This is a genomic window from Pseudoxanthomonas composti (genome assembly GCF_004122095.1).
GTDB classification, from domain to species: domain Bacteria; phylum Pseudomonadota; class Gammaproteobacteria; order Xanthomonadales; family Xanthomonadaceae; genus Pseudoxanthomonas_A; species Pseudoxanthomonas_A composti.
Genome location: NZ_SAWZ01000005.1, coordinates 39,337 through 64,571 on the forward strand (window position 1 = coordinate 39,337; position 25,235 = coordinate 64,571).

Consider the following 25,235-nt stretch of genomic DNA (forward strand, 5'->3'; position numbering starts at 1 on the left):
GTGTCCGGAATCGGCCCCCACGATCGGCGTGGCTGGCGGCTCGGCGCAGGCTCAGGGCCGGAAGGTGATGTCCGTGTCCGCCGGCAGCGTCACTTCCTGCGGCAGGCCCCAGTGCGCCTCGTACAGCGGCCCGAGAAAGACCAGCCCGTTTGGCGGCGCGGTCGGCCCGGCCAGGGTGCGGTCGCGGCCGGCCAGGAGTTCGGCGATCCAGTGCTCGGAGCGTTCGCCGCGACCGACCGCCAGCAGCGAGCCGACGATGTTGCGCACCATGTGGTGCAGGAAGGCGTTGGCCTGCACGCGGATGCGCACGTGCTCGCCCTCGCGCTCGACCTGGATGCGCTGGAGGTCGCGGCGCGCATGCGTGGCCTGGCACTGCACGGAGCGGAAGGCGCTGAAGTCGTTCTCGCCCAGCAGCTGCTGGGCGGCGCGATGCATCGCCTGCGCATCTAGCGGCAGCCGCTCCCAGCTGAGCTGCTGGCGGCCCAGGGCCGGGCGCACGGCGCGATTGACCAGGGTGTAGCAGTAACGCCGCGCCCGCGCGGAAAAGCGCGCGTGGAAGTCATCGCGCACCGGCGCGCACCAGCGCACGCAGACCTCCGGCGGCAGATTGGCCGTGGCGCCCAGCATCCAGCCGCGCGGATCGCGCGCAATCGGGCTGTCGAAATGGACCACCTGCGCCACGCCGTGCACGCCTGCGTCGGTGCGGCCTGCGCAGACGCTGGCGATCGGCGCATTGGCCACGCGCGACAGCGCCGCCTCCAGCGCCGCCTGCACGGTGGGATCGGGCCGCTCGCTGCCGTGGCTGGTCAGCCGCTGCCAGCCCTGGAAGGCGCTGCCGTCGTATTCGACGCCTACTGCAAAACGCATCGTTCAGGACATCTCTTCAGGGCTCGGGCGGTCCGCGCTGCTTCGGCGCGCCTGCGCCACGCACAGGTGCGCGCGTGCGGTCCTGCGCGCTCGCCCGAGGCAAGACGCCGGTGCGCCGGCATGCCGATGCGATCGCCCGCGTCGAAGCGGCCGCGCGACCTGCAGACATCGCAGATCAGCACCCGCGCCCATGCCAGGAGCGGCGCCACGCAGCACCGCCGCTGCTTGCGGGAACGCCGCGGCGACCAGAGCGGCCATCGATGCCAAGCCCTAGCCCAGCCCGCGCAGCAGCTGCGCCGCTTCTTCGCGGGTCGCTGCGTCTTCGCCCTCGGCGATCTCGATCAACAGCGAACGCGCGGTGTCCACATCGCCCAGGTCCAGGCAGGCGATGGCCAGGTCCAGGCGCTCGCGCTCGGCCGCAGAAGCGGTCGGCAGCCTGCTCGAAGCGTTGAGCGTGGGGCCGCTGCCTGAGTGCCAGGTCGGGCGCCCGCTGGGCGCGCTGGTCCACTGCGGCGGCGCCACGTGCGGGGTCTGCTCGTCCAGCGGCGAGTGCTCCGGCACCATCACCGGCGCGTAGGTGGGCGCCGGCGCGGGCGGACGGTCGGCGCGCAGCTCGGCGCGGAAGTCCGGGTAGTTGTTCGCGTTCGGCACGAATTCGGCCTGCGGCTCGGACGCGGCGGCAACGGATGGCGTTTGGGTCACCGCCACGGGCGCCTCCGGCTCCGCTTGCGCGGCGGTGGCCAAAGGCCGCGCCGAAGCCGTGCGCGCGAACGAGGGCGTGGTCAGCGGCGCATCCTCGCGCTTGAGCGGCGCAGGCTTGCGCCGCAGGAAGTAGCCCGCCACCAGGCCCAACACAAGCAAGGCCAGGCCGCCGAACATCCAGCCCGTGCCGCCGCCGTCGCTCTGGCGCTCGGCCAGTTGCTTCTGCGACTGCGCCAGCTCGGAGTTCTTCAGGGCGATCAGCGAGGACTGGTCCTTCTGCAGCTTCTCCAGGTCGGCCACGCGCTCGCGCAGCTCCTGCAGCTCGGTCTCGCGCGAGGCCAGGTCTTCGCGGGTCTGCCGCAGTTCTTCGTTCGCCGCCATGTCTCCCTCGCCCCCGGCCTGGGTGCCGGAATTGGTGCCTGCCTGTGCCCTGTCCTGCCCGCTCGCCGCGGCGATCTCCAGGCGCGCGCCACGCGGCTGCGCCGCTGGCGCGGCCGTGCCGCTGCTGGCCGGCTCGCCCGCCACCGGCTGCGGAATCGGCTGGCGCCCCTGCCGCCAGTCGGCGATGTGCTGGCGGACCAGCGCGGCCGCCTCATCGACCGGCGGCAGCGCCGCGGCCCCCTCGGCCGGCATCCGCAGCACCGCGCCCTGCCGCAGCAGGTTGAGGTTGCCGTTGATGAAGGCCTCCGGATTGGCGCGCAGCAGCGCCACCATCGTCTGGTCGAGGTTGCCACCAGGATTGAGCTGCAGCGCGATCTGCGACAGCGTCTGCCCGCGCCCGACCTTCACCTCGCCCGGCGTACCGAAGACACCCGATGCCGCTGCCGGCGCCGGCGACGCCGTGGCAGCCACGGCGCGGTCCGCCGGCTGCGATGCCTGCGCCTGCGGCGCGCGCACGATGGCATCGCTGGGCGCTGGTGTGGGCGCGCTGATCGCCGGGGCGTTGTCTTCTGCGACCACGCCCGGCGCATTGACCAAGGCCGAGTACTCGCGCACCAGTCGGCCCTGGCCCCAGTCCACTTCCACCAGGAAGTTGACCGCGGCCTGCTGCACGGGGCTGCGGCTGGTGACGCGGATGACCGGGCGGCCGTCGCTGCCCACGGCCACGGCGAAGTCCAGCTCGCTAACCAGGCCGCGCGGGCGCTCCAGGCCGACGCGCTCGAACACCACCGGCGAGGCCAGGCCCGCACGCAGCTGCTCCAGTTCGGCCGGCTCGCTGGAAATGACCGGGATCTCGGCGACCAGCGGCTGTCCCGGCTGGGACAGCACCCGGATCTCGCCCAGTCCCAAGGCCCAGGCGCCGGCGCTGGCCGCGGCCAGCGCGACGCCCAGACACCAGCGCAGGACCGGATGGCGGCGTGCGTGCATGGTCGGCTTTCCCCTCGTCTTGCTCGGCCGGGACTATAGCCTATCGCCCGGCCGGGCCTGGGATCAGCCGGCCGATTCGGCGGCTACCAGCTCGGCCAGCTGCACCGCATTGAGCGCGGCGCCCTTGCGGATGTTGTCGGCCACCACCCACAGGTTCAGGCCGCGCGGATGCGAGAAGTCCTCGCGGATGCGGCCGACGAACACCGGGTCCTTGCCGGAGGCATGGGTCACCGGGGTCGGGTAACCGCCGGCCTCGTGGCGGTCGACCACTTCCACGCCCGCGGCCTTGCCCAGCAGCTCGCGCGCCGCTTCCGGGGTGATCTTCTTCTTGGTCTCGATGTTCACCGCCTCGGAGTGGCCGTAGAACACCGGCACGCGCACCGCGGTGGGGTTCACCTGGATGCTGCTGTCTTCCAGGATCTTCTGCGTCTCCCACACCAGCTTCATTTCTTCCTTGGTGTAGCCGTTGGGCTGGAAGTCGTCGATGTGTGGGATCAGGTTGAAGGCGATCTGCACCGGGAAGCGCTGCGGATCGATCTCCTGGAAGTTCATGATCTGCGCGGTCTGCTTGCCCAGTTCCTCAAGCGCCGAGCGACCGCCGCCGGAGACGGACTGGTAGGTCGCCACGTTGACGCGCTCGATGCCGTACTCGCGGTGGATCGGCGCCAGCACCGGCATCAGCTGCATGGTCGAGCAGTTGGGATTGGCGATGATGCCGCGCGGGCGGTTCTTCAATGCGTGCGGGTTGACCTCGGACACCACCAGCGGCACGTCATCGTCGTAGCGGAAGGCCGAGGAGTTGTCGATCACCACCGCGCCGGCGGCGGCGAACTTGGGTGCGTACTCCTTGGACACGCTGCCGCCAGCGGAGAACAGCGCGATATCCACCTGCGAGGGATCGAAGGTGGCCAGGTCCTCCACGGTGATCTTGCTGCCGCGGTAGTCGATCTCGCCGCCGGCCGAGCGCTCGGAGGCCAGGGCGAACAGGCGCCCGATGGGGAACTCGCGTTCGGCCAGGATGGACAGCATGGTCTCGCCGACCGCGCCGGTGGCACCGACGATGGCGACGTTGAAACGACGGGGGGTGTTGTTGCTCATGAGTGTGTTGTCTTCGAGAGAATGAGATGGGGACGTTCTGGCCATGCAGTCCGGGTTCGGGGAACCTCCGCTCGGTGCACTGCGGCAGAGGCTCCCTATCGTTTGGCGCTGTCGGTTTTGCCCGCGCCGGTGTCGCCACCTGCAATCGCACGGCCGGCTTTGGCGGCTTTGATGGCCTCCAGGTTCAGCGCGCTCGGCGGTTGGCCGGCATCCGGGCCGGCGCCCAGGGCGGCGACCAGGTTGTCCACCGCCAGCTGCACCATCGCCTGGCGCGTGGCCAGGGTGGCGCTGCCGATGTGCGGGGTCAGCACGATGTTGTCCAGCGCCAGCAGCTCCGGGCGCACGGCCGGCTCGCCCTCGAAGACATCCAGGCCGGCGGCGGCCAGCCGGCCGTGGGCCAGCGCATCGGCCAGCGCAAGCTCATCGACGATGCCGCCGCGGGCGATGTTCACCAGCGTGGCGGTGGGCTTCATCCTGGCCAGCGCGGCGGCATTGATGACGTGGTGCGAGGCCGGGGTGTACGGCAGCACCAGCACCAGGTGATCGGCCTGGGACAGCAGCGTGTCCAGATCCACGTATTGGGCGCCGACCTCGCGCTCCTGCGCTTCGGGCAGGCGCGAGCGATTGTGGTACAGCACCTTCATGCCGAAGCCCAGCGCGCCGCGGCGGGCGATGCCCTGGCCGATGCGGCCCATGCCCAGGATGCCCAGGGTGGCGCCGTGGATGTCGGCGCCGAGCATGGTCTTGAACGACCACTGTTGCCATCGACCGTCCCGCAGCCAGCGCTCGGATTCGGTGATGCGGCGCGCGGCGGCCATGAGCAGCGAAAAGCCCAGATCGGCCGTGGTCTCGGTCAGCACGTCCGGCGTGTTGGTGGCCACGATGCCGGCCTTGCTCAGCGCATCCAGGTCCAGGTTGTTGTAGCCGACGCCGACATTGGCGATGGCGCGCAGCCGGGGGGCCTGGGCGATTTCGGCGGCGCCCACGCGCTCGTTGAGCGTGACCAGCGCGCCGTCCACGCCGGCCAGGCGCTCGGCCATCAGCTCGGGCGTGTAGGCGGTGACCTGGGCGGTGGTGACCAGGTCGAAATGCGCGCCGAGCTGTTCGACGACCGCGTCGAACAGCGGCTGGCTCACCCAGACCCGGGGCCGCGCCTCAGCCATGCGCGCCGTCAGCCATGCCAGGAATGCGCGGGGTGATCGTGCCGACATCGCCGCATTGGGCGCGATGGCGCAGCGCCTGATCCATCAGCACCAGGGCGACCATCGCCTCGGCGATCGGCGTGGCGCGGATGCCTACGCAGGGGTCGTGGCGGCCGGTGGTGATCACATCGACCACCTGCCCGTCCACATCCACCGTGGCGCCGGGCAGGCGCAGGCTGGAGGTGGGCTTGAGCACGATGGAGGCGGTGACCTGCTGCCCGGTGGAAATGCCGCCGAGGATGCCGCCGGCATGGTTGGAGAGAAAGCCGTGCGGGGTGATCAGGTCGCGGTGCTCGGTGCCCTTCTGCGCGGCCGCGGCGAAGCCATCGCCGATCTCCACGCCCTTGACCGCATTGATGCTCATCAGCGCCGCGGCGAGTTCGCCATCGAGCTTGCCGTAGATCGGCTCGCCCCAGCCCGGCGGCACGCCGTCGGCCACCACGTCCACGCGCGCACCGACCGAGTCGCCGGACTTGCGCAGCGCATCCATGTAGGTTTCCAGTTCCGGCACCTGCAGGGCGTGCGGCCAGAAGAACGGGTTGTCCTCCACCGCGCTCCAGTCGAAACCGGCCGGCCGGATCTCCCCCAGCTGCGACAGGAAGCCACGCACGCTCACGCCGTGACGCTGTCGCAGCCACTTCTTGGCGATCACGCCGGCGGCCACGCGCATGGTGGTCTCGCGCGCCGAGCTGCGGCCGCCGCCGCGCGGGTCGCGAATGCCGTACTTCTGCCAATAGCTGTAGTCGGCATGTCCGGGACGGAACTGCGCGGCGATGTTGGTGTAGTCCTTGCTGCGCTGGTCGGTGTTGCGGATCAGCAGGCCGATCGGCGTGCCGGTGGTGCGGCCTTCGTAGACGCCGGAGAGGATCTCAATCTCGTCGGCCTCGCGGCGCGCCGAGGTGTGGCGGCTCTTGCCGGTGGCGCGACGCTGCAGGTCATGCGCGAATTCTTCGGCGCTCAGCTCCAGCCCCGGCGGACAGCCATCAACCACGCAGCCGATGGCCGGGCCGTGGGATTCGCCGAAGGTGGTGACCGTCAGCAGCTTGCCGAAGCTGTTGGCGCTCATGGCCGGCTTGCAGCCAGCTCGGTGATGCGCGCGTTGTGCGCGATCAGCTCGCGGCATTCGACCGCGAAGATGCCCATCTGCCCGACCTTGAACTCGATCCAGGCCAGGTCCAGCTCCGGCAGCAGCCGGACCAGGTGCTGCTCGGATTCGCCGACCTCACAGATCAGCAGGCCGTCCTCGGACAGGTGCAGCGGCGCATCGCGCAGGATCTTCAGCACCAGGTCCAGGCCGTCATCGCCCGCGCGCAGGCCCAGCTCCGGCTCGTAGCCGTACTCCTGCGGCAGCGCGTCGGTCTCGTCGTTGGTGACGTACGGCGGATTGGTGACGATCAGGTCGTAGTGGCGCCCTTCCAGCCCGGCGAACAGGTTGGACTTGAGCAGCGTGAGGTTGTCCGCATGCAGGCGCGCCTTGTTCTCGGCCGCCAGCGCCAGGGCGTCGTCGCTGATGTCGGCGCCGTCCACGTCCCAGTCGGGGTTGTAGTGGGCCATGGCGATGGCGATGCAGCCCGAGCCGGTGCACAGGTCCAACGCACGCCGTACCTGCCGGCCGGCCAGCCAGGGCTCGAAACCGGACTCGATCAGCTCGGCGATCGGCGAGCGCGGCACCAGGGCGCGCTTGTCGCTCTTGAAGCTCAGGCCGGCGAACCAGGCTTCCCCGGTCAGGTAGGCCACCGGCACGCGCTCATTGACGCGGCGCTCGAACAGCGCCAGTACCTGCAGCTTCTCCGGGGTGGTCACGCGGGCCGCGCCATAGGCCGGGCCGATGTCCGGCGGCAGGTGCAGGGTGTGCAACACCAGGAAGGTCGCCTCGTCCACCGCGTTGTCGTAACTGTGACCGAAGGTCAGCCCGGCAGCGTTGAAACGGCTGGCACCGTAGCGGATCAGGTCGATGATGGTATGCAGTTCGGCGGCCGTATCGGCGGTCATGGCAGGGCGGATCGAGAGACAGCGCCCAAGTATAAAGCTGCAAGCCGCTATCATGCGGCGCTCGTTGCACGGGAAACCGAAATGTTCAACCGCACCGTCGGGATCATCCTGTTGCTGGCCCTGGCCGCCGGCCTTGGCCTGCTGGCCGCCCGCAAGGTCTGGCAGCCCAAGGCCAATGGCGCCTGGCCGGAGACCTCCAGCGTCACGCTGTTTCCGCAGTCGCGGCCGCTGCCGGAGTTCGCGCTGCAGCAGTCCGATGGCACCCAGCTCACCGCTGGCGAGCTCAACGGCCATTGGACCCTGGTGTTCCTGGGCTTCACCTACTGCCCGGACGTGTGCCCAACCACGCTGGCCGAGCTGGCCAAGGCGCAGAAGCAGTGGTCCACCCTGCCCGACTCGGTGCGCCCGCGCGTGCTGTTCGTGTCGGTGGACCCTGAACGCGACTCGCCGATGCGCGCGGGGGAGTATGCCCACGCCTTCCACCGCGACACCCTGGCCGCGACCGCCGACCTGCCGACGCTGGAGAAGTTCGCCCAGTCCCTCAGCTTCGTCTTCATGAAAGCCAAGGGCGAGAACTTCGACCGCAACCCGCAGGATTACTCGGTCGACCACTCGGCCAACATCGCCGTGCTCGACCCGAGCGGGCGCTATGCCGGCATCATCACCCCGCCCTTCAATCCCTCCGCGATCGCCAACGATCTGCAGCACCTGACCGAGGCCTCGCTGAAATGAGCCTGTTCACCACCCTCACCTACGCCTTGCCGCATCGCCTGTTATCCTCCGCCGCGCGGCGCCTGGCCTACTCCACCTCGCCGGCGGTCAAGCAGCGCCTGATCGACCTGGTGGTGGACCGCTTCAACGTCAACCTGGCCGAAGCCGCGCAGCCGGACCCGCGCGCCTACCCCACCTTCAATGCCTTCTTCACCCGCGCCCTGCGCGAGGGCGCGCGCACCGCGCATGCCGATCCCAACACGCTGGTGATGCCGGCCGATGGCCATATCAGCCAGTGCGGCCCGATCGAGGCCGGGCGGATCTTCCAGGCCAAGGGCCATCACTTCACCGCCTCGCAGCTGCTGGGCGACGATGCCTCCGCCGCGCCGTTCGAGCACGGCCGCTACGCCACGGTCTACCTGTCCCCGCGCGACTATCACCGCGTGCACATGCCGTGGACCGGGACGTTGCGCGAGACCGTGCATATCCCTGGGCGGCTTTTCAGCGTCGGCACCGATGCGGTGGCCAACGTCCGCGGCCTGTTCGCGCGCAACGAGCGCCTGGTGTGCCACTTCGATACCGACTTCGGACCGATGGCCTGCGTGATGGTCGGCGCGATGCTGGTCTCGGGCGTGGAAACGGTATGGAGCGGCGTGGAAATCCCCGAGTACGCCACCCAGGTCACACGCAAGGATTGGCGCGGCCAGAACATCACGCTCAAGCGCTTCGAGGAGATGGCGCGCTTCAACTACGGCTCGACCGTCATTGTGCTGATTCCGCCGGGCGTGGCCGAGCTGATGCCCGAGCTCCATGCCGAATCGCCGGTGCGCCTGGGACAAGCGCTCGCCAGGCGGATCGATCGCTGACGCGCGGCGGCGCGCCAACCTGACGGGCGCCCGAACCATTCCTCAGCGCGGCGCGCTTCAACTACGGCTCGACCGTCATCGTGCTAATCCCGCCGGGCGTGGCCGAGCTGATGCCCGAGCTCCACGCCGAATCGCCGGTGCGCCTGGGACAAGCGCTGGCCAGGCGGGTCGATCGCTGACGGGCGGCGGCGCGCCGACCTGACGGGCGCCCGAAACATTCCTCAGCGCGGCGCGCTTCAACTACGGCTCGACGGTCATCGTGCTGATTCCGCCGGGCGTGGCCGAGCTGACGCCCGAGCTCCACGCCGAATCGCCCGTGCGCCTGGGACAAGCGCTGGCCAGGCGCATCGATCGCTGACGCGCGGCGGCGCGCCGACCTTGGCCTAAGCAATCGGCCACGAAGAGCTTGCCCGCGTATCACCCTTGGTCGCTTTGGTGGACAAGCTTCGCGTTGTCCACCCTACGTAGGGTGGATGGCGCTTCTCCATCCACCACCTCCGCAAAACGAGCAGCGCGGGCTGGCGGCATCTCGCGCTCAGCTGCCGCTGGCGCCTTGGTGGACAAGCTTCGCGTTGTCCACCTACGTAGGGTGGATGGCGCTCTTCCATCCACCATCACCGCAAAACGAGCAGCGCGGGCATGGCGGCATCTCGCGCTCAGCCGCCGCCGGTGCCGCGGTGGGCAAGCTTCGCGTTGTCCACCCTACGTAGGGTAGATGGCGCTTTTCCATCCACCATCACCGCAAAACGAACAGCGTGGGCATGGCGGCATCTCGCGCTCAGCCGCCGCTGGTGCCGCGGTGGGCAAGCTTCGCGTTGCCCACCCTACGTAGGGTGGATGGCGCTCTTCCATCCACCACCTCCGCGAAACGAACGGCGCGGGCATGGCGGCATCTCGCGCTCAGCCGCCGCCGGCGCCTTGGTGGACAAGCCTCGCGTTGCCCACCCTGCGCGGGTGGATGGCGCTTGCTTATCCACCACTGCCGCGAAACGAACGGCGCGGGCGCGGCAGCCGCCGTCGCCCAAGCCGTAGGTCCTCGAAGATCAGGCGCGGCCCTCGGCGCTTTTCGCCATTGCCCTGCTCCGGCGCTTCTCCAGCTTGCGTTGGCGCCGGCGCTCGCGGCGGGCGCGCCAGCGCTCCTGCAGGCAGGAGAAGATCACGTAGAGCGCAGGCGTGCTGAGCAGGGTCAGGCTCTGCGAGATCAGCAGGCCGCCGATCAACGCGATACCCAGCGGACGGCGCAGCTCCGAGCCTTCGCCCAGGCCGATGGCGATCGGCACCGCCGCCAGGATCGCCACCATCGTGGTCATCATGATCGGGCGGAAGCGCACCAGCGAGGCCTCGCGTGCGGCTTCGCGCGGGGTCAGGCCGTGCTCGCGCTGGGCCACCAGGGCGAAGTCGATCATCATGATCGCGTTCTTCTTGACGATGCCGATCAGCAGCACCAGCGCGATCATCGAGATCACCGACAGCTCGGTGTTGGTCACCACCAGCGCCAGCAGCGCGCCCACGCCCGCGGCAGGCAGGGTGGACAGGATGGTCACCGGGTGCACCAGGTGCTCGTAGAGCATGCCCAGCACGATGTAGACCGTCAGGATCGCGGCGAACACCAGGATCAGCATGGTCGCCGGGCTGGCGTCGAAGCCCCAGCGGCCCGGCTCGACGATCTTCACATCGCCCGGCGGGCGCATGCCGTCGAAGGTGGCCTGGATGATCTCGCGCGCATCGCCCGTGGCCACGCCATCGGCCAGGTTGTAGCTCAGGCTCATGGTCGTGTACTGGTTCTGGTGCTGCACCTGCGAGGGCGCCAGGCCCGAGGTCTGCGTGGCCACCGTGCTCAGCGGCACCATCTGCCCGCTGCGCGTGCGCAACATCACCTTGTCCAGGTCCTCCGGCGTGGCGGTCTGGTTGGGCAAGGCGTTGACCACCACGCTGTACTGGTTCAGGTCCGAGTAGATGGTGGACACCGAGCGCTGGCCGAAGGCGCCATACAAGGCGCCGTCGATCGCGCCGATGGAGATGCCCAGCTGCGCGGCGCGGTCGCGGTCGATCACGATGTTCTGGCGCAGGCCGCCCTCCTCGATGTCGCTGCCGACGTCGCGGAACTTGGGGTTGGCCTTGAGCGCGGCCACCAGCTTGGGCAGCCAGACCTGCAACTCTGAGATCTCGTTGGCGCGCAGCGAGACCTGGTACTGGGCGCCCTGGCTTCCGCCACCGCCGTCGTCGCTGGGCAGGTCCTGCACCGCGCGCAGTCGCAGTTCCAGGTCCGGGTAGCGGTCGGCCTTGGCGCTCAGACGCGCCAGCACCTGCGCGGTGGTCTCCTTGCGGCCCTCGTCGCGGCGCTTGAGCTCCACGTTGAACTGCGCGCTGGAGCCCTGGCGGCCACTGCCCAGGCGCACGCCGACCACCTTCACCGCCGGGTCGGCCATCAGCATGTCGGTGATGCGGCGCTGGCGGCTGACCATGTCGGCGAAGGACACCGTGGCGCTGGACTGGGCCCGGCCCCAGATCAGCCCGGTGTCCTGCGGCGGGAAGCTGCCGCCCTTGACCTTGCCGCCCAGGTAGAAGGTCGCGGCGATCAGCATCAGCGGGGTCAGCGCCAGCAACAGCGCATGGCGCAGGCTGAAATCCAGGCAGACCGTGTAGATGCGCTCCATCAGCCCGTGCCCGGCCTCGATCACGCGCCCGGTGCGGGTGGTGGGCTTGGCGTCCTTGTGCGCGGACAGGAAGCGGCTGCACAGCGTGGGCGTGAGCGTGAGCGAGACGATGGCCGACACGCCGATGGCGGCCAGCAGCGTCACCGTGAACTCGCGGAAGAACGCCCCCATCATTCCCTGCGCGAACAGGATGGGAATGAACACCGCCATCAGCGAGACGGTGATGGAGACGATGGTGAAGCCGATCTCGCGCGAGCCCAGCAGCGCCGCCTCCATCCGCGGCATGCCCTGGTCCAGGTGGCGCATGATGTTCTCGATCACCACGATGGCATCGTCCACCACGAAACCGATCGCGATCACCAGCGCCAGCAGGCTCAGGTTGTTGAGCGTATAGCCCAGCGCGTACATCACCACCGCCGAGCCGGCCAGCGACAGCGGCACGGTGACCGCGGCGATCAGCGTCGGCGCCAGGCGCCGCAGGAACAGCGCCATCACCAGAATCACCATCGCCAGACTGATCAGCAGGGTGAACTCCACCTCGTGCAGCGAGGAGCGGATGGTCGGGGTGCGGTCGTAGTACGGGGTCAGCGTGGTGCCGGGCGAGAGATAGCTCTGCAGCGTCGGGATCTGCGTCTTGATGCGGTCCACCGTGGCCACCACGTTGGCGCCGCCGCGCAGGTAGACGTACATCACCACCGACGGCTTGCCGTTGAACCAGGCGGCCTGGTAGGCATCCTGCTGGCCGTCGTAGACCTCGGCCACGTCCTTCAGGCGCACGATGCGCCCGTCCTGGTTGGAGATGGCCAGGTCGGCGAAATCCGCGGCCGCGCCGACCGCATCGTTGGCGCGGATGCTCATCGTGCTCTTGCCGTCGGACAGGAAGCCGGTGGGCGAGATCACGTTGGCCGCGCGCACCGCGTTGCGCAGGTCGTCCGGCGACAGGCCCATGGCGTTGAGCGCGCGCAGGTTGACGTCCACGCGCACGGCCGGCGTGGAGGCGCCGGCGATATCCACCGAGGCCACCCCGTCGATCTGGCGCAGGCGCTGGGCCAGCAGCGAGTCGGCCAGGTTGTACAGGTCGGCGGCCGACTGCGTGTCCGAGGTCAGCGCCAGGGCGATCAGCGGATCGTCGTTGGGATTGGCCTTCTGGAAGCTGGGTGTGCCCATGCCCGATGGCAGGTCCGCGCTGGCCGCGCTGAGCGCGGCCGCCACATCCTGCGCGGCGGCATCGATGTTGCGGCTGGCCTGGAAGATCAGGAACACCATGCTCCGGCCTTCGGAGCTGTTCGAGCGCATGGTCTCGATGCCGGGCACCTGGCCCAGGCGCCGCTCCAGCGGCGCGGTCACGGTGGAGGCCATGGTGCTGGCATCGGCGCCGGGCTGGCTGGCCTGCACGAAGATCACCGGCACCTGCAGGTTGGGCAGCGCGGCCACGCCCAGGCGCAGGTAGCAGATCAGGCCGATGACGAACAGGCCGATGGCCAGCAGCGAGGTGCCGATGGGCCGCCGGATGAACAGCGCCGAGAGGCTGAACTTACTGGCCATGACGACCTCCGCGGGGGCGCAGGCGTTGCATCAGCGGGCTTCCGGCGTCGGCAGGCCGGCACGCGCGGCGCGGCGCGCGCGCCAGGCCGCCAGCCGCTCGGACAGCCGCTCCATGTACAGGTAGATCACCGGCGTGGTGTACAGGGTGACCAACTGCGAGAGCAGCAGGCCGCCGACAATGGACACGCCCAGCGGCTTGCGCAGCTCCGAGCCGATGCCATCGCCCAGCGCCAGCGGCAAGGCGCCCAGCAGCGCCGCGGCGGTGGTCATCATGATCGGGCGGAAGCGCAGCAGGCAGGCGCGACGGATCGCATCGTAGGCGCTCATACCCTCGGCTTTGGCCTCGATGGCGAAGTCGATCATCATGATCGCGTTCTTCTTGACGATGCCGATCAGCAGCACGATGCCGACGATACCGTCCACCGACAGGCTGAAGCCGCACAGCCACAGCGCCAGCAGCGCGCCCACGCCGGCCGGCGGCAGGGTGGAGATGATCGTCAGCGGGTGGATGTAGCTCTCGTACAGCACGCCCAGCACGATGTAGATCACCACCACCGCGGCGATCAGCAGCCACACCACGTCGGACTGGCTGGAGGAGTACTCGGCGGCCTTGCCGATGAACTGGGTATGGATCTGCTCGGGCAGGGCCAGCTCTTCGCGCACGGCGTTGATCGCCGCCACGCCCTCGGACAGCGAATAACCCGGGGCCAGGTTGAAGGAGATGGTGATGGCCGGCAGCTGCTGCTGGTGGCTGACCACCAGCGGCGTGGCGCCGACCGAATCGGTCGCCAGTGCCGACAGCGGGATGATGCTGCCCGCGCCGACCGGGATGCCGATGTTGGCGTTGCCGATGCCGGTGGCGGTGGAGGAGTTGGACGAGGTTACCTGTCCCAGCGTGGTGGCGTTGGAACCGGTCAGCGCGCCGCTGCCGTTGCTGGCCACGGCCAGCTGGTTCATCAGCGCATCGCGGGTGCGGAACTCCGGCGCCACTTCCAGCACCACGCGGTACTGGTTGAGCTGGGTGAAGATGGTGGAGATCTGGCGCTGGCCGTAGGCGTCGTAGAGCGTGTCGTCGATGGTCTGCATCGGCACGCCCAGCGCGCTGGCCTTCTCGCGGTCGACCCAGATATCCAGCGCGCGCCCCTGGTTGGCCGCGTTGTTGCTCACATCGGCCAGCTCCGGGCGCTGGCGCAAGGCCTGGGTCATGCGCTCGGCCTGAGTCTGCAGCTGCGTGCTGTCCACGTCGGACATGGAGAACTGGTACTCGGTGGCCGCCACCCGCGTGTCCAGGGTCACGTCCTGCACCGGCTTGAGGTACAGCGCCACCCCGGGAATGCCTTCCACCGACTTCTGCAGGCGCGGCAGCACCTCATCCAGGGCGCCACGCTGGCCGCGCTCCTTGAGCACGATGCTGATCTGGCCCTGGCTCAGGGTCGGGTTCATCGACCCGGCGCCGATGAAGGCGGCCACGCCGGTCACGTCCGGATCCTTGCGCAATGCCTCTGCCACGGCCTGGGTGCGCTGCTGCATCTGCTCGAAGGCCACAGTCTGGTCGGCCTGCACCACGCCGGTGATCAGGCCGGTGTCCTGCTCGGGCAGCAGCCCCTTGGGAATCATCACGTACAGCAGCACGGTGACCAGCACCGTGGCCAGCGCCACGGCCAGGGTCAGGCCCTGGCGCGCCAGCACCATGTCCAGCGTGCGCTCGTACAGGCCCACCGTGCGCGACCACAGGTTCTTCTTGCCGGCCGCGGCGGTGCGCTCGTGCGCGTCGTCGCCCTCGGGCAACGCGTCGGGCTTGAGCAGGTAGGCGCACATCATCGGCGTCAGCGTCAGCGACACCAGCATCGAGATGACCACGGCGATGGACAGCACCCAGGCGAACTCGTGGAACAGCCGTCCGGTCACGCCCGGCATCAGCAGCAGCGGCAGGAACACGGCCACCAGCGAGACGGTCAGCGACAGCACGGTGAAGCCGATCTGCTGGGCGCCGATCTCGGCTGCCTCCGGCCCGCTCTTGCCCTGCTCGATGTAGCGCACGATGTTCTCGATCATCACGATCGCGTCGTCCACCACGAAGCCGGTGGCCACCACCAGCGCCATCAGCGACAGGTTGTCCAGCGACATGCCGGCGAAGGCCATCACCCCGAAGGTGCCGATCAGCGACAGCGGCACGGCCACCGAAGGAATGATCGTGGCCCACAGCCGGCGCAGGAACACGAAGATCACCGCCACCACCAGGGCGATGGTCAGCACCAGGGTGAACTGCACCTCGTGCACCGAGGCGCGGATGGTCTCGGTGCGGTCGGAAAACACCTCCAGCGACACGTCGGCCGGCAACACCCCGCGCAGCTCGGGCAGCAGCTTGCGGATGGAGGTGACGGTCTGGACGATGTTGGCGCCGGGCTGGCGGCGGATCTCCAGCAGGACCGCCGGCTTGCCATCGGCCCAGGCCGAGAGCTGGTCGTTCTCCACGCCATCGACCACGCGCGCCACGTCGCGCAGCAGCACCGGGCGGTTGTTGTTGAAGCGGATGATCTGCTCGGCGTAGCCGGCGGCGTTCTCGATCTGGTCGTTGGTGCCGATGCTGTAGGACTGCGTGGCGCCGTTGAGCGAGCCCTTGGGCGCGTTGACGTTGGCCTGCGTCAGCGCGCTGCGCAGGTCCTCCATGGTCATGCCCATGTTGGACAGCTGAGCCGGGTTGACCTGGATGCGCACGGCCGGGCGCACGTTGCCGGCGATGGACACCAGGCCCACGCCCGGCACCTGCGACAGGCGCTGGGCCAGGATGGAATCGGCGTAGCGGTTGACCTCGCGCAGCGGCAGCGTGTCCGAGGACAGCTTGAGGGTGACGATGGCCGCGTCGGCCGGATTGACCCGGTTGTAGACCGGCTGGTACGGCAGGCCGCTGGGCAGCGTGGCCTGGCGGATCGCCGACTGCACGTCCTGGGCGGCGATGTCGATGTCCCGCTCCATCGAGAACTGCAGGACGATGGTGGAAAGACCCGCCGAGGAGTCGGAGGTCATCATCTCCAGCCCGGAGATCTGCCCCAGCTGGCGTTCCAGCGGCGTGGTCACCAGCGAGGCCATTGTGGAGGCGCTGGCACCGGGGTACTGGGTGGTCACCACCAGGCTGGGCGAGTCGATTTCCGGCAGTGCCGACACCGGCAGGCTGCGGTAACCGATCAGGCCCAGCAGCACCACGCCGATCATCAACAGCGTGGTGGCAATGGGGCGGCGGATGAAGATGCTGGAAAAGCCCACGGATCGGTGTCCTGTCAGTCCATCGTCGCGGCGAGTGCCGCTGGCGGGACGGAAGGCCTTGCGTGCCTTCCGCGGAGATACGTGCTCAGAGCTGGTCTGCGATCGCGGCGGACCTGCCGGCTGGCGCGCCTGCGATGCCGGCAGTACGCGCATACCGCCGGTACGCCGCGCTCCCCGCGCATCGGCAAGCGCCGCTCGAGGGCCTGTCTACGATCGATCGTCGACACGACCCGGGGGTCAGCGCGGCGGGCCGCGGCGACCGCCACCCTTGCCCTTGCCTTCGGCTGCCTTCTTCAATTCCTCATCGGTGGGCGCCGGCGGCACCTCGCCCGGCTTGAGCGGATTGACCTTGGCGCCGGGCTTGAGCCGGAACTGGCCCTCGGTGACCACGCGCTCACCCTCCTTCAGGCCCTCGGTGACCAGCAGGTGGGTATCGCCCACCTCCACGCCGGTGACCACGGTCTGCAGCTTGACGGTGTTGTCCTGCTGCACCACGTAGACGTAATCGCCGTCCGGCCCGCGCTGCACGGCCTGGGTCGGCACCACCAGCCCGCCACCGATGTCGGCGACCTTCAGGCGGATATTGCTGAACTGGCCCGGCCACAGCTGGCGATCATCGTTGGGGAACCGCGCACGCAGGCGGAAGGTGCCGCTGTCGGTGCTGACCTGGTTGTCCACCACGTCCAGCACGCCGTCCTCGGCGATCACCTTGGCGTCCTCGCGGTCCAGCGCGGTGACCGAGGGCGTCCCGGCGGCCTGCGCCTTGCGCACGGCTTCCAGGTTCTTCTCCGGCAGGTTGAAGGTGGCGTAGATCGGCTGCACCTGGGTGATGGTGACGATCGCGGTCGAGGTGGTCACCACGTTGCCCACGTCCACGCCGCGGATGCCGGCGATGCCGTCGATCGGCGAGACGATGCGGGTGAACTGCAGCTGCACGCTGGCGGCCTCGGCAGCGGCCTGGCTGGCGGCCACCGAGGCCTGGTACTGGGCCACGTTGTTGCGCAGGGTGTCCAGGTCGATCTTGGACACGTACTGCTGGTAGGCCGGGTCGTTGGAGCGCTGGAAATTGGCGCGCGCCGTGGCCAGCAGGGCCTCATTCTGCTTCTTCGAAGCCTGGGCCTGCTGGTAGCTGGCCTGCAGGGCGCGCGGGTCGATCTGGGCCAGCACCTGGCCCTTCTTGACCAGCTCGCCCTCACGGAAGTTCAGGCTCATCAGCTGGCCGCCGACCTGCGGATTGACCGTGACGGTGTTGAGCGCCGAGACCGTGCCCAGGGCGGTGAGATAGACCGGCACGTCCTGTCGCGCCACCGGGACCACCGTCACCGGCACCGGGCCGGCCGGCTCGCCGCCGTTGCCCTGCCCCTGCATGCCCGCGCCCGGGCCTCGCCCCGCATCCGCTTCCGGGCGGTGGCACATGCGCAAACCCAGGCCCAGCACCACCACACCACCGATCACCCACAGGGCGATCTTCCATTTACGCGACATGCAAACGTTCTCCAAGGCTGGGGCTGCGGGGGCCCTTGGCTCAAGCCGACAAGGTTACCGGTTGCAAACGCGCGTGCCTGCATGACTGATGACACGGGAGACGGAGCCGGATTCGGCTCCGTTCAGCAAGGAGCAGGTTTCGGCTCAGCGTCCGCAGCCGACCAGCTTGAGCTGCTGGCCAGGCTTGAGCGCGTAGCCCGGCGCGCGCAGCTTGTTGGCCTTTGCCAGCTCCGGGACCTCGCAGTCGAACTTGCCGGCGATGCCACCCAATGTGTCGCCGCGCGCCACCTTGTACTGGCGCGTCTGCCGGGTCTTGGGCGTGGCCGGCTTGGGCGTGCCGGTGGCGACCGTGGTCGGCACGCCGGGCACGGCGGCCACCTCGCCGACGGCGACGTTGCCGGTGCGCGGCGGCTCGCGGCGCAGCGCCGTGGACAGGTCGGCCGTGACCAGGGTGCGGGCCAACTCGGCGCGCGGGCCGCTGACACAGTAGCGCTGATAGAGGTTGGCGATATGCGTGGTGGCGTTGAGCGAGGCCCCGGCCGGGATCCAGGTTTCGGCCTGGTAGCGCGGGTTGAGGTTGCGCAGGGTGCGCATGAAGCCCTCGCGGGTGCCGCCGTTGCCCAGGCAGATGGTCAGCTCGTAGATCGAGGCGGCGCGCGCCAGCTTGAAGGTGGCTGGCTTGATGTTGAGCTTGGGGAACTCCAGCCCGTACTGCTTGGGATGCAGGTACAGCCAGGCCGCGGCGATCACCATCGGCACGTAGTCCTGCGTCTCAGGCGGAAACTCGCGATAGACATCAGCATCCCAGAAGCCGCGGCCGCCGTACTGGCGGAACACGCGGGCCGCGCGGCCCTCGCCGCCGTTGTAGGCGGCCAGCGCATACTCGATGCTGTTGTTGAGCTCGCGCATGCGCTCGTTCATGTACGCGGCGGCGGCCTCGGCCGAGGCGTAGGCATCGAAGCGCGTGTCAAAGCCGGTCCCGTCCGGGCCCAGGTTGAAGCGCCTGCCCGTGGCCGGCATGAACTGCAGCGGCCCGGCGGCGCCGGCACGCGAGCTGACGTGCACCTTGCCGTTGGACTCCTTGGCCATGATGCCGAACAGCAGCGCCTCGGGCAGCCCGCTGCCCTGCCAGCCCGGCTGCATCTGCGGGCGCATGTTCTGGTAGTTCTCGTAGCTGGTGATCAGCGTGCCGCGCATGTCCGTCAGCCAGCGGCGGATGCCCGCCTGCACGGCCGGGTTGTATTCGACCATGGCATCGAAATCGTGGCGGCGGTCGTTGAGCAGGCGCTCGGTGCGGGCCGACTCGGGCAGGGCCGGCATCGGCGCGCTGTGGTCGTTGCCATCGTCCAGCGGGTCGCCCTCGCCGATCACCTCGTCGTCGGCGGCCTCGGCGCTGGCGTCGGCGTTCTGCTTGAGCAGACGCTTGTAGGTGGCCAGCAGCGTATGCGGCTGGCAGTTGCGCTGCTTGATGCAGGCATCGATGACATCTTCCATGTCCTCCAGCGCCGCATCGCTCTCGACCTGGCCCTTGGGATCGCTGTTGGCGGTGAGCACCAGCGCATCGGCATAGCGCCGTTCGGCCTGCGCCATGCGCTGGTTCAACGCGTCGATGGCCGCCTGGTCCTTGGCCGACACCCGCGCCAGCGCGTGACCGGACAGACTCAACAGGGGCAGCAGGACCAGCAACGGCAGGCGACGGAGCAAGGGGCGCGAACAAGCGCGAAAGACATGAACTGGCATCAGGACCGGGCACAGCGAGTGGAGCGGCAGGGTAGCCGCGCACGGTCGGCAGCGGCAACTGCATGGAGCGAGAAACGAGGAACGAGTGGAGAGGAACGAGTGAAAGCAGTCTCCCGCCCGCTCTCACTCGTTCCTCGTTCCTCTCCACTCGTTCCTAGCCTTAAGATCGCCCATCCCCTCCCGGAGCGCCCCATGGACCCTATCCTGCTCGGCAAGGGCATCACCGACCAGATTCCCGTGCACCTGCTGCCGCGGTTCGGCAATCGCCATGGGCTGGTGGCCGGCGCCACGGGTACCGGCAAGACCGTGACCCTGATGACGCTGGCCGAGGGCTTCTCGCGGATTGGCGTGCCGGTGTTCATGGCCGATGTGAAGGGCGACGTGGCCGGGCTGGCCATGGCCGGCGATGGCAGCGAACGCGTCAGCGCCCGCGCCGCGGAGATCGGGGTGAGCGACTACGCCCCGGCCGCCAGCCCGGTGATCCTGTGGGACCTGTACGGCAAACGCGGCCACCCGGTGCGCACCACGGTCTCGGAGATGGGACCCGCGCTGCTGGGACGCATCCTGGAGCTCAACGACACCCAGTCCGGCGTGCTGGACATCGTGTTCAAGCTGGCCGACGACCGCGGACTGCTGTTGCTGGACCTGGACGACCTGCGGGCCCTGCTGGCCCTCGTCGCCGAGGAGCGCAAGACCATCTCCACCGAGTACGGCCTGGTCAGTGCGCCATCGGTGGCCGCCATCCAGCGCGCCTTGCTGCGGCTGGAACAGGACGGCGGCGAGCAGTTCTTCGGCGAACCGGCGCTGGAGCTGGCCGACCTGATGCGCGTGGCCCCCGACGGGCGCGGCGTCATCGGCCTGCTTGCGGCCGACCAGCTGGTGCTCAAGCCAAGGCTGTATTCGTCCTTCCTGCTGTGGCTGCTGTCGGAGCTGTTCGAGACCCTGCCCGAGGTGGGCGACCTGGACAAGCCCAAGCTGGTGTTCGTGTTCGACGAGGCGCACCTGTTGTTCAACGACGCCCCGCCGGCGCTGCAGCAGCGCATCGAGCAGGTCGTGCGGCTAATCCGCTCCAAGGGCGTGGGCGTGTACTTCTGCTCGCAGTTCCCCGACGACGTGCCGGACAACGTGCTGGGCCAGCTGGGCAACCGCGTCCAGCACGCCCTGCGCGCTTTTACTCCGCGCGACCAGAAGGCGGTCAGGACCGCGGGCGAGACCTTCGTCCCCAACCCCAAGCTCGATGTGGTGCACACGCTGTCCACGCTGGGCACCGGCGAGGCGCTGGTGTCTACGCTGCAGGACAAGGGCGTGCCGGCGCCGGTGCAGCACACGCTGATCGCCCCGCCGCGCTGTCGCATGGGCGCCATCACCGAGGCCGAGCGTGGCCAGGTCCGTGCCGGCAGCCCGGTCGGCATCAAGTACGACCAGCCGGTCAACCGCGAGTCCGCCGCGGAAATGCTGGCCAGACGCGCGCAGACCGCCACCGAGACCACGCAGGCGCCGCCGGCCAAACCGGTCGAGGAAGAAGGCAGCCCCATCGGCAAGATGGTCCGCGACACCTTGTTCGGCAACGGCCGGCGCCAGGGTGTGGTGGAGGCCATGGCCAAGCAGACCGCGCGCACCGTGGGCAGCCAGCTGGGCCGACAGATCCTGCGCGGCCTGCTGGGCGGAATCATGGGCGGGAAGCGACGTTGACGTCCGTGGCCGCCGCCGGCTGCGAAGATGCGCACACGCCTTGAGGAGCGATGATGAAACACTGGACTGCAGCCCTTGCCCTGGCAACGCTCTTGGCCACCGCCGCGTGCACGCCGCAGCAGCCGCCGGCCACGCCCGCCGCCTCCGAAGCACCGGCCCCTGCGCCAGCGCCTCCTGCGGATCGCGCCCTCGACCAGGCCAGCCTGATGGATGCCAAGGGCAATACCCTGTCGGCCCAGATGCTGGCCGGGACCTTCGTCGAAGCCGACTCGGAGCTGGTACTGCTGGCTGATGGCACCTATCGGCAGACCCTGACCACCGCCGGCGCCCAGCTGTCCTCCGACGGCGTGTGGATCCCGGCCGGACGCTCCAGCATCGCGCTGACGCCCACGGACACCGATGGCCAGACCGTGCGATTCACCCTGGTCTCGGCCGATGACATGCGCAGCCAGGATGGGCTGCACCACTTCCGGCGCAAACCCGCGCAGTAGTCGGCCGGGGCGGCGCTAGGCACGCTGTACGCGCTTGCGCCGGCCCTTTACTGCATCGCAAAATCGGCGCTCAGCTTTTACCTGAATGGGGACAGGTCATGGAAGGTCGTCTGAACGCGTCAGGCGCGCTGGGTCGTGCGCGCAAACCCGAAGCACCCGAACCGTTCTGGCAGCGCCTGCCCAGCATCATGTCGTCACCGCTGCGCGGTGCGGCCCTTTACACCATGCTGGCGCTGACCGCCCTGTCGCTGCTGGCGCTGCTGCCCGGTCCGATCGGGATGATCTTCGCCCTGATGACGTGGCTGGGCATTTACAAAGCCGCCTTCGACATCCTGCGCAACACCGCCGATGGCTTCATGGATGCCCCGGAGGTCGCCCAGGGAGAACTGATCGATGGCGCCGTGCTGCGCATGCTGGCGTTGATGATCCTGATGATCGCCCTGGTGGTCGCGCTGGCCATCCTGGTCAGTCCCATCCTGGCGCTGGTCGCGATGGTGCTGTGCGTGTTCATGCAGCCCGGCGCGGTGATCTCGCTGGCCATGGACGGCAGCCTGCGCCGGGCGGCCAATCCGATGGTGTCGCTGGGCCTGGCCGTGCGCATCGGTTGGCCGTACCTGGCGGCGTTCGGCCTGCTGTTCGTCATCCAGGCCAGCGCCGCGACCGCCAGGCACTGGCTGGGCAATGTCATGCCGCCGGTCCTGGGCGATGTGGTGCTGATGCTGGTGAGCATCTGGGCCCTGTTCGCCACCTTCCACCTGATGGGCTACCTGGTCTACCAGTACCACGAGGAACTGGGTTACTCGCCGGCCGCGCATGCGCGCGTGGACTTCCAGCGCGATGCGCCCGACCAGCGCCTGCTGGACGAGGCCGAGGGCCACGTCCGCGAAGGCCGCCTGGACACCGCATTGGAGGTCCTGCGCGCGGACGTGCGCTCGCGCGCGGTCGGCCTGCCGGTCCATGAGCTCTATCAGCGCCTGCTGGCCAAGAGCGGCCTTGCGGGGGAACGTGCCGAGCATGCGCGCTACTTCCTCGGCCAGCTGCTGGCCGAAAAGCAGGACCGGCGTGCGCTGGCGCTGTTGCGCGAGTCGCTGGAGGCCGATGCGGATTTCGTGCCGCTGACGCAGGAGCAAGCCACGCACCTGGTCGAACGCGCACGCCAGTCCGGGCAATCGCAGCTCACGGTCGATGCCTTGCACGCCATGCTTCGGGCTTGGCCGCGGGCACCGGAATTTTCGCAATGGTCGCTGGACGCAGCCCTGCTGCTGGCCGAGCGCTTCGGGCGCGATGATCAGGCACGGGCCCTGCTCACCGTGGCACTGGAGCGCTGCGAGGACCCGGCCCAGCGGCCGAAGCTGGAAGCGGCATTGCGGGCGGTCTCGCCTACCAGCTGAGCCCGCTCGCCCTCGCCCGCGAACGGGCGATCAGGCGTTGTGCAGCAGGAAACGCGCTTTCTCGGCTTGCGGCAGATCGGGAAACCGCGCGACCAGCTGCTGCAACAGCTGGCTGGACTTGTCGTGCGCCTGCGCGCTGCGATGGTGCAGGGCCAGCTTGAACCAGTGCTGGGCCAGTTCCTGCGGCGCCATGTCGGCTGCGCTCGCGGCCAGAAGATGCTCGACCTGCGTGTCCAGCCCCAGCGCCAACCAGTGCTGGATCAGCCCGGCGCGCAGTGCCGGCTCCAGGTGCGCACCCTGGGCCTGCGACGCCTGCCAGGCCTCGAACTGCAGCTGCGCCTGTGCGGCATCGGCGGCGGGGATGGCCAGCAGCGCCAGTGCGCGCGACTGGATCGCTGCCGGCTGCCCACTGTTGCGCGCCACCAGATAACGTGCCCTGGCGATCTCGATGTGGTGCGGCGTCTCGATGGCCAGTTCCGCCAGCAGACGTTCGGCTTCGGCGTTTTCCATCCTGCCGATGTGCCGCTGCGCGCGTTCGAAGCGGTCGTCCACCGGCACTTCCGGCAGGTCCAGCATGAAACCCAGCCGACGCTGGCCGCTCGCCACCAGCATCGCGCCCAGCAAGGCGCCGGTCACCAGGCCGCCAGCGTGCGCATCGAAGCCGATCCCGGCCCCGGTGTTGGTCAGCAGGTTCCAGACTTCCCAGCCCAGCCACACCGGAAGCAGCCAGATCGCCGGCGCCCGCACATAGTCGAAGACCACTCCGATCCAGTAGAAGAAGCGCACCGGATGGCGGCCCCAGACCACGCAGAACGCGCCCATCATCGCTGCGATCGCTCCCGACGCGCCCAGTCCGCCGCCCGCTTCGCCCGCGCGCCACCACAGGCTGACCGCGCTGGAGCCTAGCGCGCCCAGCAGGTACACCCCGGCAAAGCGCCAGGGCCCGATGGCGCCCTCCAGCAACAGGCCGATGGCGGTGAGGAACAACATGTTGCCCAGCAGATGCATGAAGTCGGCATGCAGGAAGGCCGAGGACAGCATGCGATGCAGCGACCATTCCGAACTGCGCAGGATGTGGCGGTAGGTGAACACTTGCTCCAGTCGCGCCTGGTAGGGCGCCCGCGCCTGCTGCCAACGTGGCAGCGTATCCGGCGTGTCGAACAGGCGGCCGGACTGCAAGGCGCGCAGGAAGGCCACGTCGGTCAGGCCGTGCATGGCCACGTAGGCCGCGCGCTGTTGCTCAGGCACCTGACGGAAGTTGGACAGCGCCCCGGCCTGCCGGGTCTGGAGCAGATGGCGTTCGTAGGCAGGCACTTCCAAGCGCGCCAGATCCTGGTTGCGATAGACCTGCATGGCCTGGCCCAGCGCGCGCGCATCGCGCAACTGGAAACCGAAGAACACCACCACATTGGCCAGCACCAGGAGCATCGTCGCCACCGGAAAGTTCGCCCGGTTCAGTGGCTTGTGCAGCGGCAGAATCAGCACCCTTCCCCTCGCCCGTCCCTGTTCCCCCAGGTCGAAGCTTGGTGCATGGGCGCCAGCGCTCGCAAGCCCGCGCAGGCCAGGTGCCTGGCAAGTCGCGCCCAGGCCTGGCGCACGCCTAGAATTGCAGCCCGTTTCGCTGATCCATCGCCGCATGAGCCGTTGGCGCCCGCCCGCAGAGAAAAGCACCGCCCTGATCACGCCCGAAGGCCACGCGCGCCTGAAGGCCGAGCTGGACGAGCTATGGCGGCTGCGGCGACCGGAGGTGGTCAAGGCGCTGGCTGCGGCCGCGGCCGAGGGCGACCGCTCGGAGAATGCCGAGTACACCTACCGCAAGAAGCAGCTGGGCGAGATCGATCGCCGCGTGCGCTACCTGAGCAAGCGCCTGGAAGCGCTGCGCGTGGTCGACACCACCCCGAGCGACCCGGAGGCGGTGTTCTTCGGCGCGTGCATCGAGGTGGAGAACATCGACAGCGGCGACATCGCGCGCTACCGCATCGTCGGCCCGGACGAGACCGACGCCGCGCTGGGCCATATCAGCATCGATTCGCCCTTGGCGCGGGCGATGCTCAAGAAGCGGCTGGACGATGAGTTCGAGGCGCAGCTGCCCGGCGGTCCGCAGCGGTTCGTGATCGTCGAAGTGCGGTACGGGACGGGTTAGCCGCTGTGCTTCGTCATCCCC

17 protein-coding genes and 2 pseudogenes are annotated in these 25,235 nt (G+C 69.2%); 8 read left to right on the forward strand and 11 right to left on the reverse strand.

Translation table 11 applies throughout. The annotated features are described in order from the left end of the window. Nucleotides 1-51 precede the first annotated feature (51 nt). The 6 genes from truA to prmB form a co-directional block, all read right to left on the reverse strand. Entirely contained in the window at nucleotides 52-867 is an 816-nt protein-coding gene (gene truA, locus EPA99_RS10365; RefSeq protein WP_129471163.1) for a tRNA pseudouridine(38-40) synthase TruA, read from the reverse strand. A 270-nt stretch (nucleotides 868-1,137) separates the two neighbouring features. Beyond that, nucleotides 1,138-2,937 (reverse strand): type IV pilus assembly protein FimV, encoded by a 1,800-nt coding sequence (locus EPA99_RS10370; protein ID WP_129471164.1) that lies wholly within the window; start codon nucleotides 2,935-2,937, stop codon nucleotides 1,138-1,140. Nucleotides 2,938-3,000: 63 nt separating this feature from the next. After that, nucleotides 3,001-4,035, reverse strand: coding sequence for an aspartate-semialdehyde dehydrogenase (locus EPA99_RS10375; protein WP_129471165.1), 1,035 nt, complete (start codon nucleotides 4,033-4,035; stop codon nucleotides 3,001-3,003). Nucleotides 4,036-4,130: 95 nt separating this feature from the next. Further along, on the reverse strand, nucleotides 4,131-5,198 hold the full coding sequence (locus tag EPA99_RS10380) for a 2-hydroxyacid dehydrogenase (RefSeq protein ID WP_129471166.1): 1,068 nt from the start codon (nucleotides 5,196-5,198) through the stop codon (nucleotides 4,131-4,133). After that, nucleotides 5,191-6,303: a chorismate synthase gene (gene aroC, locus EPA99_RS10385; RefSeq protein ID WP_129471167.1), complete on the reverse strand. Its 1,113-nt coding sequence runs from the start codon at nucleotides 6,301-6,303 to the stop codon at nucleotides 5,191-5,193. The genes EPA99_RS10380 and aroC overlap by 8 nt, the downstream gene beginning before the upstream one ends. Then, nucleotides 6,300-7,229, reverse strand: coding sequence for a 50S ribosomal protein L3 N(5)-glutamine methyltransferase (gene prmB, locus EPA99_RS10390; protein ID WP_129471168.1), 930 nt, complete (start codon nucleotides 7,227-7,229; stop codon nucleotides 6,300-6,302). The genes aroC and prmB overlap by 4 nt, the downstream gene beginning before the upstream one ends. A gap of 81 nt (nucleotides 7,230-7,310) precedes the next feature. Here prmB and EPA99_RS10395 point away from each other — a divergent pair, with 81 nt between their 5' ends. The 4 genes and pseudogenes from EPA99_RS10395 to EPA99_RS10410 all read left to right on the forward strand — a co-directional run. After that, nucleotides 7,311-7,961 (forward strand): SCO family protein, encoded by a 651-nt coding sequence (locus tag EPA99_RS10395; protein WP_129471169.1) that lies wholly within the window; start codon nucleotides 7,311-7,313, stop codon nucleotides 7,959-7,961. After that, a complete protein-coding gene (gene asd, locus EPA99_RS10400; protein ID WP_129471170.1) occupies nucleotides 7,958-8,806 on the forward strand; it encodes an archaetidylserine decarboxylase in 849 nt (282 codons plus the stop codon). Before EPA99_RS10395 ends, asd begins: the two co-directional genes overlap by 4 nt. Nucleotides 8,807-8,838: 32 nt before the next feature. After that, a pseudogene (locus tag EPA99_RS10405) lies at nucleotides 8,839-8,985 on the forward strand (archaetidylserine decarboxylase); the annotation flags it as partial. A gap of 32 nt (nucleotides 8,986-9,017) precedes the next feature. Further along, nucleotides 9,018-9,164: pseudogene (locus EPA99_RS10410) on the forward strand (archaetidylserine decarboxylase); the annotation flags it as partial. 685 nt (nucleotides 9,165-9,849) lie between these two features. Here the strand turns inward: EPA99_RS10410 and EPA99_RS10415 are convergent. From EPA99_RS10415 to EPA99_RS10430, 4 genes are all read right to left on the reverse strand, one after another. Beyond that, nucleotides 9,850-13,008, reverse strand: a complete 3,159-nt coding sequence (locus EPA99_RS10415) for an efflux RND transporter permease subunit (RefSeq protein ID WP_129471171.1) — start codon at nucleotides 13,006-13,008, stop codon at nucleotides 9,850-9,852. 30 nt (nucleotides 13,009-13,038) lie between these two features. After that, nucleotides 13,039-16,272 (reverse strand): efflux RND transporter permease subunit, encoded by a 3,234-nt coding sequence (locus EPA99_RS10420; RefSeq protein ID WP_129471172.1) that lies wholly within the window; start codon nucleotides 16,270-16,272, stop codon nucleotides 13,039-13,041. Nucleotides 16,273-16,509: 237 nt separating this feature from the next. After that, nucleotides 16,510-17,757, reverse strand: a complete 1,248-nt coding sequence (locus EPA99_RS10425) for an efflux RND transporter periplasmic adaptor subunit (protein WP_129471173.1) — start codon at nucleotides 17,755-17,757, stop codon at nucleotides 16,510-16,512. 144 nt (nucleotides 17,758-17,901) lie between these two features. Continuing rightward, nucleotides 17,902-19,497, reverse strand: coding sequence for a transglycosylase SLT domain-containing protein (locus EPA99_RS10430; protein ID WP_129471174.1), 1,596 nt, complete (start codon nucleotides 19,495-19,497; stop codon nucleotides 17,902-17,904). A gap of 192 nt (nucleotides 19,498-19,689) precedes the next feature. Here EPA99_RS10430 and EPA99_RS10435 point away from each other — a divergent pair, with 192 nt between their 5' ends. The 3 genes from EPA99_RS10435 to EPA99_RS10445 all read left to right on the forward strand — a co-directional run bounded on the left by EPA99_RS10435 (nucleotide 19,690) and on the right by EPA99_RS10445 (nucleotide 23,071). After that, complete coding sequence (locus EPA99_RS10435; RefSeq protein ID WP_129471175.1) at nucleotides 19,690-21,189, forward strand: helicase HerA-like domain-containing protein; 1,500 nt, start codon at nucleotides 19,690-19,692, stop codon at nucleotides 21,187-21,189. Between the two features lie 53 nt (nucleotides 21,190-21,242). Next, nucleotides 21,243-21,680 (forward strand): hypothetical protein, encoded by a 438-nt coding sequence (locus EPA99_RS10440; protein ID WP_129471176.1) that lies wholly within the window; start codon nucleotides 21,243-21,245, stop codon nucleotides 21,678-21,680. A 98-nt stretch (nucleotides 21,681-21,778) separates the two neighbouring features. Further along, nucleotides 21,779-23,071: a tetratricopeptide repeat protein gene (locus tag EPA99_RS10445; protein WP_129471177.1), complete on the forward strand. Its 1,293-nt coding sequence runs from the start codon at nucleotides 21,779-21,781 to the stop codon at nucleotides 23,069-23,071. A gap of 30 nt (nucleotides 23,072-23,101) precedes the next feature. Here EPA99_RS10445 and EPA99_RS10450 read toward each other — a convergent pair whose 3' ends face one another. Then, nucleotides 23,102-24,556 carry a rhomboid family intramembrane serine protease gene (locus EPA99_RS10450; protein WP_129471178.1) on the reverse strand — a complete coding sequence of 485 codons (1,455 nt, stop codon included), beginning with the start codon at nucleotides 24,554-24,556 and terminating at the stop codon, nucleotides 23,102-23,104. 151 nt (nucleotides 24,557-24,707) lie between these two features. Here EPA99_RS10450 and greB point away from each other — a divergent pair, with 151 nt between their 5' ends. Beyond that, a complete protein-coding gene (gene greB / locus EPA99_RS10455; protein ID WP_129471179.1) occupies nucleotides 24,708-25,214 on the forward strand; it encodes a transcription elongation factor GreB in 507 nt (168 codons plus the stop codon). The last annotated feature ends 21 nt before the right edge of the window (nucleotides 25,215-25,235 follow it).

Coding starts and splice junctions, on each gene's coding strand:
- EPA99_RS10430 (WP_129471174.1), bottom strand. CDS start 19,497: ATGCCAGTTCATGTCTTTCGCGCTTGTTCGCGCCCCTTGCTCCGTCGC.
- EPA99_RS10395 (WP_129471169.1), top strand. CDS start 7,311: ATGTTCAACCGCACCGTCGGGATCATCCTGTTGCTGGCCCTGGCCGCC.
- EPA99_RS10445 (WP_129471177.1), top strand. CDS start 21,779: ATGGAAGGTCGTCTGAACGCGTCAGGCGCGCTGGGTCGTGCGCGCAAA.
- EPA99_RS10415 (WP_129471171.1), bottom strand. CDS start 13,008: ATGGCCAGTAAGTTCAGCCTCTCGGCGCTGTTCATCCGGCGGCCCATC.
- EPA99_RS10380 (WP_129471166.1), bottom strand. CDS start 5,198: ATGGCTGAGGCGCGGCCCCGGGTCTGGGTGAGCCAGCCGCTGTTCGAC.
- aroC (WP_129471167.1), bottom strand. CDS start 6,303: ATGAGCGCCAACAGCTTCGGCAAGCTGCTGACGGTCACCACCTTCGGC.
- asd (WP_129471170.1), top strand. CDS start 7,958: ATGAGCCTGTTCACCACCCTCACCTACGCCTTGCCGCATCGCCTGTTA.
- greB (WP_129471179.1), top strand. CDS start 24,708: ATGAGCCGTTGGCGCCCGCCCGCAGAGAAAAGCACCGCCCTGATCACG.
- EPA99_RS10370 (WP_129471164.1), bottom strand. CDS start 2,937: ATGCACGCACGCCGCCATCCGGTCCTGCGCTGGTGTCTGGGCGTCGCG.
- prmB (WP_129471168.1), bottom strand. CDS start 7,229: ATGACCGCCGATACGGCCGCCGAACTGCATACCATCATCGACCTGATC.
- EPA99_RS10425 (WP_129471173.1), bottom strand. CDS start 17,757: ATGTCGCGTAAATGGAAGATCGCCCTGTGGGTGATCGGTGGTGTGGTG.
- EPA99_RS10375 (WP_129471165.1), bottom strand. CDS start 4,035: ATGAGCAACAACACCCCCCGTCGTTTCAACGTCGCCATCGTCGGTGCC.
- EPA99_RS10440 (WP_129471176.1), top strand. CDS start 21,243: ATGAAACACTGGACTGCAGCCCTTGCCCTGGCAACGCTCTTGGCCACC.
- EPA99_RS10435 (WP_129471175.1), top strand. CDS start 19,690: ATGGACCCTATCCTGCTCGGCAAGGGCATCACCGACCAGATTCCCGTG.
- truA (WP_129471163.1), bottom strand. CDS start 867: ATGCGTTTTGCAGTAGGCGTCGAATACGACGGCAGCGCCTTCCAGGGC.